Genomic DNA, 16,680 nt, shown 5'->3' with positions numbered 1-16,680 from the left:
TACCTCCCAACGAAAAAAGGGCACCCGAAGGTGCCCTTTTTCTTTTGTGCAATCAGCGCATCCGAACCGTAATCAGGCGCCCAGTTCAGGCTGCTGCGCGACGTGCTTCGTCGCATTCGCGCTCGCGTCATCCTGCTCAGCGCCCTTCACCGGCGTCGCCGCGCTCAGCGGGTGGCCGTCGAGCGTCATCTGAACGCGCTTGTTCGAACCGTTCGAAGCCGCTGCGGGAGCAGGCGTCGAAGCCGTCACCGTCGTCGGCGACTGCGGCGAGTTGATCGGCACCTTGCGGCCGCGCGCGACATCGCGCAGACGGGTACGCTCGGCCATCACCTTCGCGCCGTAACCGCCGTCGTCCTGCGACGTCGAGCCAACGTACAGGCGCAGACCGCCCGGCAGCGAACCACCGCGCGCGATGCAATCCTTCAGCACGATCGCGCCGACCTTGATGTTCGCGAGCGGCTCGAGCGCCGCGCTCTGGCCACCGAAGTAGCGGAACTTGTCCGAATGGACGGTCGACATCACCTGCATCAGGCCCTTCGCGCCGACGCCGCTTTCCGCGTACGGATTGAAGCCCGACTCGATCGCCATCACGGCGAGCAGCAGCAGCGGGTCGAGACCGACTTCGCGGCCGGTGTCGAACGCGGCCTTCACGAGCTCACTGACGGGCTCTTGAGCGACGCGGTAGCGACGCGCGATGAACGTCGCGACGAGGTCCTGCTCGCGCGTGGAAACCAGCACGCGGTCGTCACGCGCGTCAGGTGACACGCGTTGCGACGGAATCATCGAAGCGATCGTGCCGACGCTCGGCAGCGTGCGCGGATCAAGCCCGTTGAGTGCCGCCGACGAAAGGCCTGTGCTCACGCCGGAACCCGACGGAGCGGTGAAACTGGTGGTGTCGCTGGCCACGGTGTAGCCGGCGTCCGCAGCAGCAGCCGCGGTGTTGGAGTGATCGGCCGGGGCCGGCGTGTTCGACGACGTCGACAGCGTGTCGTCTTGCGGCGCCGTATTGCGCTGTTGAGGCGCGAACGACGGCAACGGGTTGCCCTGCAGCAGACGGGCGGGGCCAGCCTGCACGGCAGCCGTGATGAAGGGCATCAGCCGCGTTGCCAGCGTCAGGCGCCAGCTCGGCATCAGCCACAGCGTCAGTGCGAACAGGACAGCAAATCCGCCGACCACGCTGAAAAGGTGATGACTCACACGCGTCCCTTGTCGCAGCGCGCCGCGCATGACCTGCGCGAGCCGCTCGTTGGGACGCCACGATAACCAGGCGTTCATTCAGATCTCCCATGTTGCTGGCTTTCGCGAACGCCGTAAAAACGACCGGCTGGACTGCTGTTCGGAAGAGCCAAGACGCCGCCTGCTCTGGTTAAGGCGACAGCGACGTCGGGAAAACGGCAAAAAGTACCGTTGGGGAGCCAAAATCTTGAAAAGGGCCTCCTGCATGCAAAAAAGCACGCATTCGGTGGCTCCCACGCGAAAAAACCAGCGTCGAAATGCGCTGGTGGAGACTACATATGACCGTCAATACCGAGCAGGGGCGGTAAGAGCGACGCGTTGCGTCTGAAGGACCGGGGGACGGTGGTAAAAACTATCAATCCCTGCAACCAATGTGACCGGATTTTATCAGGGTTTTATAGATCGTCAACACTATAAACCATTGAAACTATAACCAATTGTAATAATGAACGGTGTTCAGCGCCTCCAATCCCGCTGCGCATGGGCCTTTCCAGCCGATTGACATTTTCCGTATTCAACGTGCGCTTGCTAACGCAGGTAAAATCGACAATCCGTTCGGGCGGCTTGTTCGTCATACGTTAGTCATCGCGCCGCCCGCTTCGCCACCGTTTTCAGCCCTACACTGGCCGCTCTGCGGCTGCCAACCGGACCGATGAAATACAAAGACCTGCGTGACTTCGCGAGCCGTCTCGAATCGCTCGGCGAACTGCGCCGTATCTCGCAAAAGGTGTCGCCTGTCCTGGAAATGACCGAGCTGTGCGATCGCGTGCTGCGTGCAGGCGGCCCCGCGCTGCTATTCGAGTCGAAAGAGACACATGCGTTCCCGGTACTCGGCAACCTGTTCGGCACGCCGCGGCGTGTCGCCCTGGGCATGGGCATCGATGCCGCCACGCAAGGCGCCGCCGATAGCGACCATGAAGCGCTTGAGTCGTTGCGCGATGTCGGGCGGCTGCTGTCCGCGCTGAAGGAGCCGGAGCCGCCCAAGGGACTCAAGGATGCGGGCAAACTGCTGTCGCTGGCGAAGGCCGTGTGGGACATGGCGCCGAAAACGGTCAGCGCCCCGCCCTGCCAGGAAATCGTGTGGGAAGGCAATGACGTCGATCTCGCGAAGCTGCCCATCCAGACCTGCTGGCCCGGCGACGCCGGTCCGCTGATCACCTGGGGTCTCACCGTCACGCGCGGGCCGAACAAGACGCGGCAGAACCTCGGCATTTACCGGCAGCAGGTGATCGGGCGCAACAAGGTCATCATGCGCTGGCTCGCGCATCGCGGCGGTGCGCTCGACTTCCGCGAGTTCGCGCTGAAGAACCCGGGCAAGCCGTATCCCGTCGCGGTCGTGCTAGGCGCCGATCCCGCGACGATCCTGGGCGCCGTGACGCCCGTGCCCGACACGCTGTCCGAATACCAGTTCGCAGGCCTGCTGCGCGGCGGCCGGACTGAACTGGCGAAGTGCATCACGCCCGGCGTCGACACGCTGCAGGTGCCCGCGCGTGCCGAAATCGTGCTGGAAGGCTTTATCTATCCTCAGGATGGCGAACCGGCGCCCGCGCCCGAAGGCGCGCCGCCGCGTCCGTCGAAAGGTGCGAGCGCCTCGTACGAGCATGCGCTCGAAGGCCCCTATGGCGATCACACCGGCTACTACAACGAGCAGGAGTGGTTTCCCGTCTTCACGATCGAGCGCATCACGATGCGTCGCGACGCGATCTATCACTCCACCTACACGGGCAAGCCGCCCGACGAACCCGCCGTGCTCGGAGTCGCGCTGAACGAAGTGTTCGTGCCGCTACTGCAGAAGCAGTTCACCGAGATCACCGACTTCTATCTGCCGCCCGAGGGCTGCAGCTACCGGATGGCCATCGTGCAGATGAAGAAGAGCTATCCGGGTCACGCCAAGCGCGTGATGTTCGGCGTGTGGAGCTTCCTGCGGCAGTTCATGTATACGAAGTTCATCGTGGTCGTCGACGAAGACGTGAACATCCGCGACTGGAAGGAAGTGATCTGGGCGATCACGACGCGTATCGACCCGACGCGCGATACCGTGCTGGTCGATCGTACGCCGATCGACTACCTGGATTTTGCGTCGCCCGTCGCGGGTCTCGGCTCGAAGATGGGCCTCGACGCAACCAACAAATGGCCGGGCGAAACCGATCGCGAATGGGGCGTGCCGATCGTCATGGACGATGCCGTGAAGGCACGCATCGACAATCTGTGGAACGAACTCGGACTGTAAGTACGCAGGCGCAGTTTTGAACAACAACAATCATTGAAGCGGTTGGCCGGATGCATAGCTTGTCGATGTTGTCGGATGGGTTTTTTCTGTCGTTGTCGTTGTGTCTGGATATCGGTCTCGTCAACGTCGCGATCATTTCGCTGACGTTGTCGCACGGCTTCAGGCCGGGCTTCTGGCTCGGTCTCGGTTCCTGTTTCGGCGATCTCATTTACGCGGCGCTCGCGCTCGCTGGGATGGCAGCGCTGCTGCAGTTCGAATCGGTGCGCTGGGTCGTGTGGATAGGCGGTGCGACGATCCTGCTGTTCCTCACATGGAAGATGGCGCGTGAAGCGCTGATTCCAGCCTCGGCGCCGCCCGTCGAAGGCGAAGCGGATGCATCGACGCCGCATCTCGATCCGAAGCGCGGCTTCTTGCGCGGCGTGCTGCTTGCGGTCTCGTCGCCGAGCGCGATCCTGTGGTTTGCGGCTGTCGGCGGCGCGCTGATCGCGAAGGCTGGCGCGACGACAGTGACGACTGCGCCTGTCTTTCTCGGCGGCTTCTTTCTCGGTGGGTTGTGCTGGACGCTGTTTATCTGCGGCCTCGCGAGCCACGGACGCAAACGCGCGGGCACGCGACTGCTGCGCATCTGCCACGTGCTGTCGGCGCTGCTATTCGCTTATTTTTCGTACAGCGTGATCGTGAACGGATACCACGATCTGATCGTGCCGACGGCGCAGGCGGCGACTCATTGAACCTGCTCGTCGGTCTCCGAAATACAAACGGCGCAACCCGGCGATCAGCCGGCGTTGCGCCGTTTTTCCATTCGACTGATGCGCAGCGCCGAAGCGCTACGCAGCCCAAATATCAATAGCGATAGTACGGACGGCCATAGTAGCCGTGGTGGTAATAGGGCCGGTGATAGCCGTAGTACCCACCGCCCACTACGACAGCAGGCGGCGCGTACACCACGGGCGGCGGCGGTGCGTACACCACGGGCGGAGGCGGCGGCGCGTAATAAGCGGGCGGCGGCGCGGCGTAAACCGGATAGGCCGGCGCGACAGGAATGCCAATACCTATACCAACGGACACATGAGCCTGTGCTGCAGTGGTCATACCCACCCCGAGTGCGGCAGCAGCGATAAACGGAACGATCTTCTTCACTTGTATTTCTCCTGGCGGCTCGGCCCCTATGACCGGGTCGCATGACGGACATGCTGTGATTTCAATGTATCGAAAAAGCCTGCATGCCGTTGTCTGCATTTGTTGCAAATTGCAATTGCGGGAAAGCGCTTCGTCAGTCAGAACTTTCCATACATTCGTCAGATGATGCTGACGGCTGTAAAAAACAAGGGTTTGGCCGCTGATGATGGGCGGATCGGGTGCCCTGACTGCCCACGCATGGCCCGCCTGACGCGCTTCGGTAATGTTTGATTACAAATTCACGGGCAGACGTTGCGGCCACGCATCAACGGCGCACAAATGAAAAATGCCCAGCACGAAGGCTGGGCATTTTTCGTGATCCGGTAAGACCGTCAACCGACCTTCACATAGGTGAACTCGCGCGTGACGTTAGGCGGTACATAGGCGCCGCTGATCTTGACCCGTGGGGTGAGCCGCTTCTTCTGATCCCACCAGCGCCGGCGTTGGGAATGCGTGAGAAACCGCAAGTGCTTCCGGTAAGCAAAGATGCTCATCGTAACCTCCCGAATCTGACTGCGAGACATTGAAAACCACGGTGACTGCCAATCCACTCCTACGGAAACCCTGAAGCAGTTTTCGCGCCCGTTTGCCTGTTCCAGGCCGCACGCGACCGCGAACGATGCCAAAAGCATCAGTTGACCGCGAAACGCGCGCCTGCATGCGCCCAAACCACCTGCTAAAGCCGCCAGTTCGCGTCGTGGATTTATTGGAGCGCGATACTCCAGCTTCCTACTTCAGTCCCGTCAGGAGCAGGAACCATGTCCCAGCCCTCCTTGCCGCGCCTGGGTTTCGTCGGCGCGGGCCGGATTGCGCGCTGCCTTGCGCCCGGCTTCGCACGCGCCGGATATCCCGTCACGGCTATTGCGAGCCGCTCGCCGCAATCGGCGCGGCAGCTCGCCAGTCAGATCGAATTCTGCGCCGCGTATGACGACCCTCAGCGGGTCGTCGAGTCGGCGGACATACTCTTTTTAACCGTCCCCGATGACAGCATCGGTACGACAGCGAACACACTCGCCTTTCCCGGCCACGCGGCGCCCGGCGAGAAAGCCTGGGCCGTCGTGCATTGCAGCGGCGCGTCGCCCGTTGAACTGCTTGCCCCGGCTCGGGACCAGGGCGCGTCGATCGGCGGTTTTCATCCACTTTACCTGTTCAGCGGCGATTTGACAGATGTCGAACGCATCGCCGGCTGCTCGGTGACGATCGAGGCCGACGGCGCGCTCAAGGGCGCGCTGATGGCGCTCGCCGCGGCGTTGAACTGCCACCCGCTGTCGATTCCGGCCGGCGAGCGGCTGCTGTATCACGCGGCGGCCCACTACGCGGCGGGCTTTGCCTTATGCAATCTGGCTGAGAACGTGAACCTGTGGCGCAAGCTTGGCTTCGACGAACAGGACGCGCTGCGCGCGCTGCTGCCGATGATGGCGCGCACGCTCGAAACCGCGCGCGACCGCGGCCTGGCCAACGCGCTCGCCGGCCCGATATCGCGCGGCGATCTGGGCGTGGTGGAAAAGCAACTGTCGCTGATGGAAGGACTCGGCGGCGATCACGGCGCGCTGTTCGGGCTGATGTCGCGGCGGGCGGTCGCGCTCGCGCGTGAGCGTACGACGCCGCCCGCCGCCGTCGACGCCATCGGCGCGGCCGTCGAGCGCTCGCTGAGCCGCACGCTCAAAGGCGCGGCGAAAGGTGCAAGCGCCGAGTAAGCCGTGATAATGTGACGTCCGGCATGAACGGGGCATCATGGCTGCCGTCGCTCGCGCGGCGCGGCGACCAGAACGGGCCAGCGACCATGCCGGGACCACCACGCGGGCAGATACGCGGAAGGCGCACGATGCCTTCCCGCGCATCGCGACCAACCGACGAGAACGCACAATGATCAAGGTCAGCATCCTGTATCCGTATCGAGAAGGCGGACGTTTCGACGTCGACTATTACTGCGGCACGCATATGCCGCTCGCCGCGAAGCTGTTCGGCGCGGCGCTCAAGGGCTGGTCGGTCGATATCGGCATCAATGCCGGGCCGCCGGGCTCGCCGCCGCCGTTCGTCGCGGCCGGGCACTTCCTGTTCGATTCCCTCGACGCGTTTTATGAAGTCTTCAAACCCGCCAGCGACACATTGCTCGCCGACATTCCCAACTACACGGACGGCGGCAACGGCAAGATCCTGATTAGCGAAGTCAAGGTCGCGCACTAGCGCGGCCACCCGCGCGACGCCGCCGCACAAGCGAAAGCGGCGCGCGCCCGATGTTGTCAGCCGTCCGCCGGCCTGCCGGCGCCGCGTTCCGTCAAACGGACGTCTTCTGAAGGAAAGGACCCACGATGTTCGGCGATATCGCCCGTTTTCTGCTCAATACCGTCTTCACGCTGTTCGGCGCGGCGCTGCTGCTGCGCGCCTGGCTCCAGTTCATCCGCATGCAGCCGTACAACCCGGTGTCGAGCGCGGTGATGCAGGTGACCAACTGGATCGTGCTGCCGCTGCGCAAGATCATTCCCGGCACACGCGGAATCGACTGGGCGAGCATCGTCGCCGCGCTGATCACGTCGATCGTCTATGTGGTGCTGATGGTCGCGATCGTCGGCGTCGATCCGCTCGGGCTGATGCCGTCGCTGCTGATCGTCGCGCTGCTGACGGTGATCAAATGGGCGCTAAACCTGCTGATCTGGCTGACCATCCTGATGGCGCTGCTGTCGTGGCTCAACCCGCGCTCGCCCGCCATGCCGATCCTGTTTCAGCTGACGGCGCCGTTTCTCGATCCGCTGCGCAAGATCATGCCGCGCCTCGGCGGCCTCGATCTTTCGCCGATCCTGCTGTTCGTGATCGTCCAGGTGCTGCTGATGGTCGTGACGCGCGCCGCCGTGTCGCTGACGCTGTTCGGTATCTGAAGGCGATTTGCCCAAAGCCGCCGAATCCGCGTAAAATAGCGCGCTCTGCGGGCGTCGTATAATGGTAATACCCTAGCTTCCCAAGCTAGAGCCGTGGGTTCGATTCCCATCGCCCGCTCCACTTTCAGCCGCTCCCTTTGCCGCATCGCATGCGGATGGGGAAATCAGGCGGAGAATCCAGCGTGAGAGCCGCCTCCCTGAAGGCGGCTTTTTTATAGCGTGCGTCCTGCCGCGAGCATCAAAGAACGCTCGAACGACGCGCCTCACGCCCAGCCGTTTCCCGCCGCCACTCTTGTCTTCATCACGATGATTCACGATCCGAACGAAGCCGGTCTGCCGCGCGATCCTTCCGCGCTCTCCGCCGACGAACTGCCCGAATCGAACGAAACCGGTCACGCCGACGCCGCTGCGACCGACAACCCGCTGCATCTGCGCCGCATCCGCAGTTTCGTGACGCGCGCCGGCCGCGTGTCGACGGGACAGCGCCGCGCGATGGACGAACTGGGTCCGCGCTTCGTCGTGTCCTACTCGCCTGAACAGCCTGACTGGGAAGCCGTCTTTGGCCGCCACGCGCCGCGCATTCTGGAGATCGGCTTCGGCATGGGCGCGACAACGGCCGAAATCGCCGCGCATCGTCAGGGCGACGACTTTCTTGGCGTCGAAGTGCACGAGCCGGGTGTGGGCGCGCTGCTGAAGCTGATGGGCGAGCAGAATCTGTCGAACATCCGCATCATCCAGCACGATGCCGTCGAGGTGCTTGAAAACATGATCGCACCGGACAGTCTCGACGGCGTACACATTTTCTTCCCCGATCCGTGGCACAAGGCGCGCCATCACAAGCGCCGCCTGATCCAGCCGAAGTTCGTCGCGCTGCTGGTGTCGCGCCTGAAGCCCGGCGCGTATATCCATTGCGCGACCGACTGGCAGAACTATGCGGAACAGATGCTCGAAGTGCTCGGCGCTGAACCCGCCCTCGAGAACACTGCCGATGACTACGCACCGCGCCCGGACTATCGTCCCGTGACGAAGTTCGAGAAACGCGGCCTGCGTCTCGGCCATGGCGTGTGGGATCTGATTTACAAACGTCGTCCGAGCATCTGAAGCGGCGCGTTGTTAGCGTAAAAAAAACGGCCTGCGGTTGAAGAACCGCAGGCCGTTTTCACATCTACCGGCAAATCAGAAAAGCGCTCCGAATCTCAATCCGCCCAGCTCAACCCGCCGCTGTAGCCGATCAGCAGGATCAGCAAACCGAAGCCGATCCGATACCACGCAAACGCGCTGAAATCGTGGGCCGCAATGTAGCGCAGCAGCCAGCGCACGCACGCGAACGCGCTGACGAACGCGGCGATGAAGCCAATCGAAAAGAGCCCGAGCGCATCCGTCGACAGTTCGTGCCAGCCTTTATGCAGCTCGTACACGGTCGCGCCGAAAATGATCGGAATCGCGAGGAAGAACGAGAACTCGGTCGCGACGCGCCGGTCCAGCCCGAACAGCATTCCGCCGATGATCGTCGAACCCGAGCGCGACATGCCCGGAATCAGCGCGAAGCATTGCGCGAGGCCAACTTTGAGCGCATCGAGCGGACTCATGTCGTCTACCGAATGCACGCGCGCCTGGACATCCGGCCGGTTGCGCTGCCGTGACTCGACCCACAGGATCACCACGCCGCCCACCACCAGCGCAAACGCGACGGGCACGGGCGAAAACAGCACCGCCTTGATCGATTTCTCGAACAGCAGGCCCAGCACGATGGCCGGAATCGTCGCGATGATCACATTGAGCGTGAAGCGGCGCGCGTCGGGCCGCGTCGCCAGTCCCGACACCACACTGGTGATGCGCTGACGGTATTCCCAGCACACGGCGAGAATCGCGCCGAGCTGGATGACGACGTCGAAAGTCTTTTCCTGCGGCACGTCGAAGTTCAGCACACTGCCCGCGACGATCAGGTGCCCCGTGCTCGACACCGGCAAGAATTCGGTCAAGCCTTCCACGACGCCCAGAATCAGCGCCTTCAATGTGATTATCCAGTCCATCCGTGGCCTTTTCGCTTGGAGTTGGTGGCGATTCGGGCCGCGTCAGCATGGATGGCGCGGCCGCACGGCCGCGCGTGCGTCACTTTTCGACGATCTGCACGCGTATGCCGTTTGTAAGGACCGTGATTGTACCGGGTTCGTAATTCACACCGGCAAATTGCAGCTGTTCCGGCTTGAATGTGTAGACGGGATAGTTGGTCAGCAGCTGGGTGGCGATCAGCGCGGCGGCCGCGTTGATCTGCTGCGCGTAGGCCTGCGCGTTGCCGTCCACGCTCACATTGTCGACGTTCGGCGCGCGCAGCACGACCGAACGGCTTTGCGGATCGTATTCGAGCTGGCTCGACAGCGTGAACACGCCGTTCACGGGTTGCTGCAGAAACGGGCTCGCAAGCCGCGCATCGAGCCGCACCGACACGCGGTTAGTATCGGGCAGCAAGCCGACCACGGGATTGCTCAACGCGACATCGAACACCTGCGACACCGTGCGCTGATACGGGAATTTGCGCTGGACGGCCTCCTGAACCTGCTTTTGCGAAAACGTGTAGTGGTCCGGAATAAACGGGAACGTGGCTGTCGCGCACGCAGCGAGCGGCGCCGTGACGCTCGCCGCTGCACAGACGGACAGCGCGGAAAACAGAAAGCGGCGCCGTGCGGGCGCAGCGGGTTGGGTCATGCAGGTTCTCCAAGGATTCGTTTGATGGTCTTCCGGCGCATGCGTTCGGCGCGCTCAGGGACGCGTGTCGACTTCCAGACGCGTCAGCCAGACGAGCGCGTCATCGCGCGAGTTGCCGCACATTTCCGCCTGCGGCTGTAGACCCGAACAGCATGCCGGACGTTCCGGCTGGCCGAAAATCGCGCAGCGCAGATCGTCCCCCAGCTGCACGCAGCGCACGCCCGCGGGCTTGCCATCCGGCATGCCGGGAATCGGGCTGGTGATCGACGGCGCGATGCAGCACGCGCCGCAATCGGGGCGGCACGCGTGATCCGCGGTCGCGGACGATGGTGAAGACAAATGGACGGACACTGCGCTTCCTGAAACACGAATACTCGAGACGGCGGGCAAATCGCCCAAACCTTGATACACATCAAACGATATTGTGCCATTGGCCGCGTTGCGACCTTTTTACTCAACGCCGCGCGCCCTTGCGCCCGTACACTCGTTCGAGCTCACACCCACGCTCGCGCATCATCAGGCGGGCGTCTGGAGATCGATCCCATGAACATCCCGCCTACCGGTCCGTCCTTCCCTTCGGCAGATTCGCTGTTTCGCCCCGACCTGCTCGCGAAGTACAGCGCAAACGGTCCTCGCTACACGTCCTACCCGACTGCGCTCCAGTTCCGCGACGACTTCCCGCTCGACGACTATCGCCGCGCCGCCGCCGACAAAGGCGCAACGGAAACCGACCTGTCGCTGTACTTCCACATTCCGTTTTGCGACACGGTGTGCTTCTACTGCGGCTGCAACAAGGTCGTGACGAAAAACCGCGCGCGCTCGGCGCCGTATCTCGCGCGGCTCAAGCGCGAGATCGAATTGCAGGCGCCGCTGTTCGACACCGCGCGTCCCGTATCGCAATTGCATTGGGGCGGCGGCACGCCGACGTTTCTGTCGCACGACGAAATGACGGAGCTGATGGCAATCACGCGCGAGCACTTTCTGTTGCGCAGCGACGCCGAAGGCGAGTTCTCGATCGAAATCGATCCGCGTGAGGCATCACCGCAGACCATCGTGCATTTGCGCAACCTCGGCTTCAACCGGCTGAGTCTCGGTGTGCAGGACTTCGATCCCGTCGTGCAGCGCGCGATCAACCGTATCCAGCCGCTCGAAATGACAGCGAACGTGATCCGCGCCGCGCGCACGACGGGTTTTCATTCGATCGGCGTCGATCTGATCTACGGGCTGCCGTATCAGACCGTTCGCAGCTTCAGCAACACGCTCGACACGATGCTCGCGCTCGCGCCCGACCGGCTCTCCGTATTCGGTTACGCGCACATGCCGCAGCTCTTCAAGATGCAGCGGCAGATGGATGCGTCCACGCTGCCCTCGCCCGAGGAACGGCTTGCGCTGCTGCGGCTCGTGGTCGAGCGGCTGACGGGCGCGGGCTACGTCTATATCGGCATGGATCACTTCGCGCTGCCCACCGACGAACTCGCGCGTGCTCAGGCAAAGCGTACGCTGCATCGAAATTTCCAGGGCTACAGCACGCGCGCCGAATGCGATCTGATCGGCTTCGGCGCGTCGTCGATCGGCAAGGTCGGCGATGTCTATGCGCAGAATGCGAAAGACCTGACGGGCTACGCGGCGGCGATCGACAAAGGCGAACTGGCGATCCAGCGCGGCGTGCGCCTGTCCGCCGACGACCGCTTGCGCCGCGACATCATCACCCAGCTGATGTGCAATCTCGAACTGCGCTTCGACGAGTTCGAGGCCGCGTACGGCATCCGCTTTCATGACATGTTCGCGCCCGAACTGGAGCGGCTGCGCGCGTTCGAAGACGACGGGCTCGTGAAGATCGGCGCGAGGCGGCTCGACGTGCAACTGGCCGGGCGGATGCTCGTGCGCAACATCGCGATGGTGTTCGACCGCTATCTCGGCCAGCAGACGATGCAGCGTTTTTCGCGCACGGTCTGAGGCCGGATACGGGTCGGCTTGCCCGCCGACGGGTTTTCGGCCATAATCTGCGTCTTCGCCCGGCGGCAACGCCGTGCAAGCTGTAGTGAGCAACACATGCCCAGGTGGTGAAACAGGTAGACGCAGGGGACTCAAAATCCCCCGCCGCAAGGCGTGCCGGTTCGAGTCCGGCCCTGGGCACCAGAAATTTGCTTCAAACAAAGAACCCGCGTTCATCGTCCGATGCCGCGGGTTTTGTGTTTTCTGGTCATGTGTCGCGCTTGCACGCGCAATAAAAAAGCCGGATCGCCTCTCGGCCAATCCGGCTTCTCACCCACGAACGCGTCAGGAACAGAAACTCAGCGCGCACCCGCCAGTTGATGCGCAGCCGCACGCCGACGCTTCACGATATAGCCGACCCACATCACCACCAGCCACACAGGCACCAGCAGCACGGACACATTGAGTCCGGGCGTCATCGCGAGAATCACGAGAATCATCGCCATGAACGCCAGACAGATCCAGTTGCCCACCGGAAACCACAGCGACCTGAAGACCAGCGTCTCGCCCTGCGCAAGCATCGCGCGACGCGACTTCAGATGCGTCAGGCTGATCAGCGACCAGTTCAGCACCAGCGCGGCGACGACGAGCGCCATCAGCACATCGAGCGCCTTGGCCGGAATCAGGTAATTGATGATCACGCAAGCGAACGTCGCCACGGCCGACAGACCGATCGCCAGATACGGCACGCCGCGGCGGTCGACCTTGAGCAGCGCGCGCGGCGCATTGCCCTGCTCGGCGAGCCCGTACAGCATGCGGCTGTTCGCATACACGCCGCTGTTGTACACGGACAAGGCCGCCGTCAGCACGACCACGTTCAGCACGTTCGCGGTCAAGCCCGCGCCGATCTGCGAGAAGATCATCACGAACGGGCTGCCGCCTTCGGCCACCTGGTTCCACGGATACAGCGACAGCAGCACGACCAGCGAGCAGATGTAGAAAATCAGGATCCGGTAGATCACCTGATTCACGGCTTTCGGAATGCTCTTCTGCGGCTCGGCGGCTTCGGCGGCCGTGATGCCGATCAGTTCCAGCCCGCCGAACGAGAACATGATCACGGCAAGCATCATGAAGAGACCATTGAAGCCGTGCGGGAAGAAGCCCCCGTTGGCCCACAGATTCGAGAACGAGGCCTGCGGACCGCCGTGTCCGCTGATCAGCAGATAGCCGCCGAACAGGATCATGCCGATCACGGCCACGACCTTGATGATCGCGAACCAGAACTCGGTTTCGCCGTAGGCCTTCACGTTCGCGAGATTGATCGCGTTGATGATGACGAAGCACACGAGCGCCGACACCCACGCCGGCACGGCCGGCCACCAGAAATGCACATAAGTGCCGACGGCCGTCAGTTCGGCCATACTGACGAGCACGTACAGCACCCAGTAGTTCCAGCCCGACAGGAAGCCGGGAAAATCGCCCCAGTACTTGTACGCGAAGTGGCTGAACGAACCCGCAACGGGCTCCTGCGCGACCATCTCGCCGAGTTGCCGCATGATGAGGAACGCGATGAAGCCGCCGATCGCGTAGCCGAGAATCATTGACGGCCCCGCTGCCTTCAACACGCCCGCTGAGCCAAGAAAAAGGCCCGTGCCGATCGCGCCGCCCAGCGCGATCAGCTGGATATGCCGGTTCTTCAGCCCGCGCTTCAGGCCGTCATGCTGCTGTTCGTTGCTCAAGATGTCTCACTCCACTGCATTGAATACGCACTGCCCGGACCGAAACCGTCCGGAAAAACCGTAAATTGTACCCTTCGACTCACTGCCCACCTATTGGGCAGCGCAGGCGCGCTGAGCACCGAAGCACACCGCACCCGCATGCACGCCGCCGCGACAGATTTCCACGCAACCGCCAAACCGTTGCGCAACGTGTCCGAAAACTCCGTGGGATAGCGGTTGTCACCCTGGCTTGCGTTCGGTATGTTCCCAGAATCCCGTCCAGCCGATGGAGTCGTCATGTTGCCGAATCGTCTGCTCTATGCCGTCCTCCTTGGTGTCTGCGTCGCCACTACCGGCGTGTTCGCGCAGACGGGGCAACCTGCGCCGGCGGCCCCGCCCGCTGTCACTGCGCCCGCGCCGGATGCGCCGCCTCCTCCTGCGCCTCCCGCGCCTTCCGCCGACGAGCCCGCTCCGCCGCCCGCAGCAGCACCGGCTCCGGCGCCGCGCCCAGCTGCCGCTGCCGCGCCGCCGAGCGGTCCGGTGCAGAACATCGTGCTCGTGCATGGCGCGTTCGTCGATGGATCGAGCTGGAACGGCGTGATTGCCCGTCTGCAGAAGAAGGGCTATCGCGTTGCGTCGGTGCAGATTCCGCTGACGTCGCTCGCCGACGATGTCGCCGCGACCAAACGCGTGCTCGCTCAACTATCCGGACCGACGGTGCTGGTCGGCCATTCGTGGGGCGGCGTCGTGATCGGCGAGGCAGGTTCGGGACCGGACGCGTCGAAGGTAGTCGGTCTCGTCTATGTATCGGCGATCGCGCCGGATGTCGGCGAATCGGCGGTCGATATTCTCAAGCGCGCTCCGCAAATGCCCGCAGGCTCGGCGATGAAGAAGGACAGCACCGGCTTTCTGTGGCTCGACCCGGCGCAGTATCACGACGTCTTCGCCGCCGATGTGCCCGAAAACCTGACCCGTGTACTCGTCGCCGCGCAGCAGCCGATCGCCGCCAAATCCTTTGAGGAACGCGCCACACAGGCCGCGTGGCGCTACAAGCCGTCGTTTTATCTCGTGACCTCGCGCGACCGCGCCGTGTCGCCGGAAATCCAGCGGTGGATGGCGCATCGGATCGGCGCGACGATCATCGAGACGCCGTCGAGCCATCTGGTGCCCGTGGCGCATGCAGGCGCGACGGCTGATGCGATCGAACGGGCGGCCAGGGAGTTCGGCAAGGAATAACGGCTGGGCGGCGCGCGGCGCTTGCGGCCAACGCGCTTCAAGGCGCGTACGACGCAGCCATCCCGCTTTCCAGCCCGTGATCGAGCGTCGTGCGGATCAGCGCGAGGCCGCGTGAAAGCGCATCGAGCGACGTCGCGCCGCTCATGCACACGCGGATCGCGTGCGGCGCGGCGTTGCGGCCGATCACGAAGCTGTCGGCCGTCTTCACGAGCACGCCTTCGTGGCGCAGCGCCGCCGCGAATTCCGCGGCACGCCACGGCTCGGGCAGCGGCAGCCACAAGTGTGAACTCGTCGGCGCCTGCCGGTAAGTGACGCCCTCGAGCGCCTGGTTCGCGATCTCATGCTCGGCATCGATACGCACGCGCTGCAACGCGTTAAGCCGATCCATCTCGCCGCTTTCGATCCAGCGCGACACGATTTCCGCCATCAGCGGCGCCGTCATCCAGCAGTCGCTGCGGATCACGGCGGCGATCTTCGAGCACCACGCGCTCGGCGCCTGCAGATAACCGACGCGCAAGCCTGGCGCCACTGACTTCGACAGTCCTGCGATCAGAAACGCCTGTTCCGGCATGCGTACCGCGAGCGGCTCGGGCGGCGTTTCGAGCAGCATCGCGGGAACAATGTCCTCGATCAGCAGCACGCTGTGCCGCTGCAGAATCTCGGCAACGGCGTCGCGCCGCGCCTCGGACATCGTCGCCGTGGTCGGATTGTGGATGGTCGGCACGCAGAAGATCGCGCGCGGATGCAGCGACTTGCACGCCAGTTCCAGCGCGGCAGGCACGAGCCCTTCCTGGTCGATTTCGACGCCCACGAGATGCAGCCGCAACTGCCGCGCGAGCGCGATGATGCCTGGATAGCTGACCACTTCGGCGAGCACCGTATCGCCCGGGCGTGTGACGGCGCGCAGCACCGAGGCAAGTGCATGCTGCGCGCCCTGCGTGACGAGCACGCGCGCGGCGCTCGCCGGACTGCCCGCGCGGCCGAGCCACGCCGCGCCCGCCAGCCTGTGCCGCATCGAGCCTGCTTCCGGCGCGTATTGCAGCAGTTCGGCCGTGAGGCGCTGGTCGGTGGCGATCTCGGCGAGCGTGGCCGACAGCGCGGCCGCTTCTTCCGTCGATTGCGGCACGTTCTGGCCGAGGTCGATCAGCGGCGGCGCGCTAGGCGCGCCGGGACGCAGCGCCGCATAGCCATTGGCCGCAGGCGGCAACTCACGCGAGCGCGCCTGCGCGACGTATGTGCCGTCGCCGACGCGCGCATTCGCGAGTCCCTGTCGTTCCAGTTCGGCGTACGCGCGGCTGATCGTGCCGGTTGTCACCTTCAGTTCGCTCGCGAGCGACCGGTGTGGCGGCAGCTTCTCGCCGGCGGGCAGTTGCCCGTTGAGAATGGCCTGCGCGAACGCACGCGCAATGACCTGATATTTCGGTTCGCTGCCCGCCTCGATTCTCGGCAGCCAGGCATTCATCGCCATGTTGCGACGGTCTCCGTCAATTCGTTGAGTTCTGTGTCATTCGAATGATACGCAACGCATATCCCAGAATTGGATGCAGTCATTTACTTTTATTGA

The 16,680-nt window shown here is 63.6% G+C and carries 16 protein-coding genes and 2 tRNA genes; 10 read left to right on the top strand and 8 right to left on the bottom strand.

Going from position 1 to position 16,680, the window contains the following annotated elements; genetic code table 11:
- Window positions 1-72: 72 nt before the first annotated feature.
- Window positions 73-1,275: a transglycosylase SLT domain-containing protein gene (locus tag G3O01_RS34540; RefSeq protein ID WP_205811483.1), complete on the bottom strand. Its 1,203-nt coding sequence runs from the start codon at window positions 1,273-1,275 to the stop codon at window positions 73-75.
- A 613-nt stretch (window positions 1,276-1,888) separates the two neighbouring features.
- Between G3O01_RS34540 and G3O01_RS34535 the strand changes: the two genes are divergently transcribed.
- The gene (locus G3O01_RS34535) at window positions 1,889-3,466 is read left to right on the top strand and encodes a UbiD family decarboxylase (protein WP_205811482.1); all 1,578 of its coding nucleotides are present in this window, start codon (window positions 1,889-1,891) and stop codon (window positions 3,464-3,466) included.
- Window positions 3,467-3,516: 50 nt separating this feature from the next.
- On the top strand, window positions 3,517-4,197 hold the full coding sequence (locus G3O01_RS34530; protein WP_205811481.1) for a LysE family transporter: 681 nt from the start codon (window positions 3,517-3,519) through the stop codon (window positions 4,195-4,197).
- A 112-nt stretch (window positions 4,198-4,309) separates the two neighbouring features.
- Here G3O01_RS34530 and G3O01_RS34525 read toward each other — a convergent pair whose 3' ends face one another.
- Together G3O01_RS34525 and G3O01_RS34520 are read right to left on the bottom strand one after the other, a co-directional pair.
- Window positions 4,310-4,606 carry a hypothetical protein gene (locus tag G3O01_RS34525; RefSeq protein ID WP_205811480.1) on the bottom strand — a complete coding sequence of 99 codons (297 nt, stop codon included), beginning with the start codon at window positions 4,604-4,606 and terminating at the stop codon, window positions 4,310-4,312.
- A 371-nt stretch (window positions 4,607-4,977) separates the two neighbouring features.
- Window positions 4,978-5,139, bottom strand: coding sequence for a hypothetical protein (locus G3O01_RS34520; RefSeq protein WP_007735200.1), 162 nt, complete (start codon window positions 5,137-5,139; stop codon window positions 4,978-4,980).
- A 264-nt stretch (window positions 5,140-5,403) separates the two neighbouring features.
- Between G3O01_RS34520 and G3O01_RS34515 the strand changes: the two genes are divergently transcribed.
- From G3O01_RS34515 to trmB, 5 genes are all read left to right on the top strand, one after another.
- The gene (locus G3O01_RS34515; protein ID WP_205811479.1) at window positions 5,404-6,342 is read left to right on the top strand and encodes a DUF2520 domain-containing protein; all 939 of its coding nucleotides are present in this window, start codon (window positions 5,404-5,406) and stop codon (window positions 6,340-6,342) included.
- A gap of 169 nt (window positions 6,343-6,511) precedes the next feature.
- Window positions 6,512-6,832: an EthD family reductase gene (locus G3O01_RS34510; RefSeq protein ID WP_205811478.1), complete on the top strand. Its 321-nt coding sequence runs from the start codon at window positions 6,512-6,514 to the stop codon at window positions 6,830-6,832.
- 125 nt (window positions 6,833-6,957) lie between these two features.
- Window positions 6,958-7,521, top strand: coding sequence for a YggT family protein (locus G3O01_RS34505; RefSeq protein ID WP_205811477.1), 564 nt, complete (start codon window positions 6,958-6,960; stop codon window positions 7,519-7,521).
- A 47-nt stretch (window positions 7,522-7,568) separates the two neighbouring features.
- Window positions 7,569-7,642: transfer RNA gene (locus tag G3O01_RS34500), tRNA-Gly, on the top strand.
- A gap of 185 nt (window positions 7,643-7,827) precedes the next feature.
- Window positions 7,828-8,622, top strand: coding sequence for a tRNA (guanosine(46)-N7)-methyltransferase TrmB (gene trmB, locus G3O01_RS34495; RefSeq protein WP_205811517.1), 795 nt, complete (start codon window positions 7,828-7,830; stop codon window positions 8,620-8,622).
- Between the two features lie 95 nt (window positions 8,623-8,717).
- Here the strand turns inward: trmB and G3O01_RS34490 are convergent, their stop codons facing one another.
- The 3 genes from G3O01_RS34490 to G3O01_RS34480 all read right to left on the bottom strand — a co-directional run bounded on the left by G3O01_RS34490 (window position 8,718) and on the right by G3O01_RS34480 (window position 10,578).
- Window positions 8,718-9,554: an undecaprenyl-diphosphate phosphatase gene (locus G3O01_RS34490; RefSeq protein WP_205811476.1), complete on the bottom strand. Its 837-nt coding sequence runs from the start codon at window positions 9,552-9,554 to the stop codon at window positions 8,718-8,720.
- A 79-nt stretch (window positions 9,555-9,633) separates the two neighbouring features.
- Window positions 9,634-10,227, bottom strand: coding sequence for a DUF1439 domain-containing protein (locus tag G3O01_RS34485; RefSeq protein ID WP_205811475.1), 594 nt, complete (start codon window positions 10,225-10,227; stop codon window positions 9,634-9,636).
- Window positions 10,228-10,281: 54 nt separating this feature from the next.
- Window positions 10,282-10,578, bottom strand: coding sequence for a YkgJ family cysteine cluster protein (locus G3O01_RS34480; protein WP_205811474.1), 297 nt, complete (start codon window positions 10,576-10,578; stop codon window positions 10,282-10,284).
- A gap of 192 nt (window positions 10,579-10,770) precedes the next feature.
- Between G3O01_RS34480 and hemN the strand changes: the two genes are divergently transcribed.
- The gene (gene hemN, locus G3O01_RS34475) at window positions 10,771-12,183 is read left to right on the top strand and encodes an oxygen-independent coproporphyrinogen III oxidase (protein WP_205811473.1); all 1,413 of its coding nucleotides are present in this window, start codon (window positions 10,771-10,773) and stop codon (window positions 12,181-12,183) included.
- A gap of 98 nt (window positions 12,184-12,281) precedes the next feature.
- Window positions 12,282-12,366: transfer RNA gene (locus G3O01_RS34470), tRNA-Leu, on the top strand.
- A 155-nt stretch (window positions 12,367-12,521) separates the two neighbouring features.
- On the opposite strand, the gene G3O01_RS34465 is transcribed toward G3O01_RS34470, so the two are convergent.
- Window positions 12,522-13,901, bottom strand: a complete 1,380-nt coding sequence (locus tag G3O01_RS34465) for an amino acid permease (RefSeq protein WP_205811472.1) — start codon at window positions 13,899-13,901, stop codon at window positions 12,522-12,524.
- Window positions 13,902-14,177: 276 nt separating this feature from the next.
- Here G3O01_RS34465 and G3O01_RS34460 point away from each other — a divergent pair, with 276 nt between their 5' ends.
- The gene (locus G3O01_RS34460) at window positions 14,178-15,116 is read left to right on the top strand and encodes an alpha/beta hydrolase (RefSeq protein WP_205811471.1); all 939 of its coding nucleotides are present in this window, start codon (window positions 14,178-14,180) and stop codon (window positions 15,114-15,116) included.
- A gap of 37 nt (window positions 15,117-15,153) precedes the next feature.
- On the opposite strand, the gene G3O01_RS34455 is transcribed toward G3O01_RS34460, so the two are convergent.
- Window positions 15,154-16,584, bottom strand: coding sequence for a PLP-dependent aminotransferase family protein (locus tag G3O01_RS34455; RefSeq protein WP_205811470.1), 1,431 nt, complete (start codon window positions 16,582-16,584; stop codon window positions 15,154-15,156).
- Between the last annotated feature and the right edge of the window lie 96 nt (window positions 16,585-16,680).

The sequence above is a fragment of the Burkholderia sp. Ac-20365 genome (assembly GCF_017104715.1).
Classification (GTDB): domain Bacteria; phylum Pseudomonadota; class Gammaproteobacteria; order Burkholderiales; family Burkholderiaceae; genus Paraburkholderia.
The sequence above is the reverse complement of the archived record's forward strand: the minus strand, read 5'-3'. Positions and strand labels throughout refer to the sequence as shown.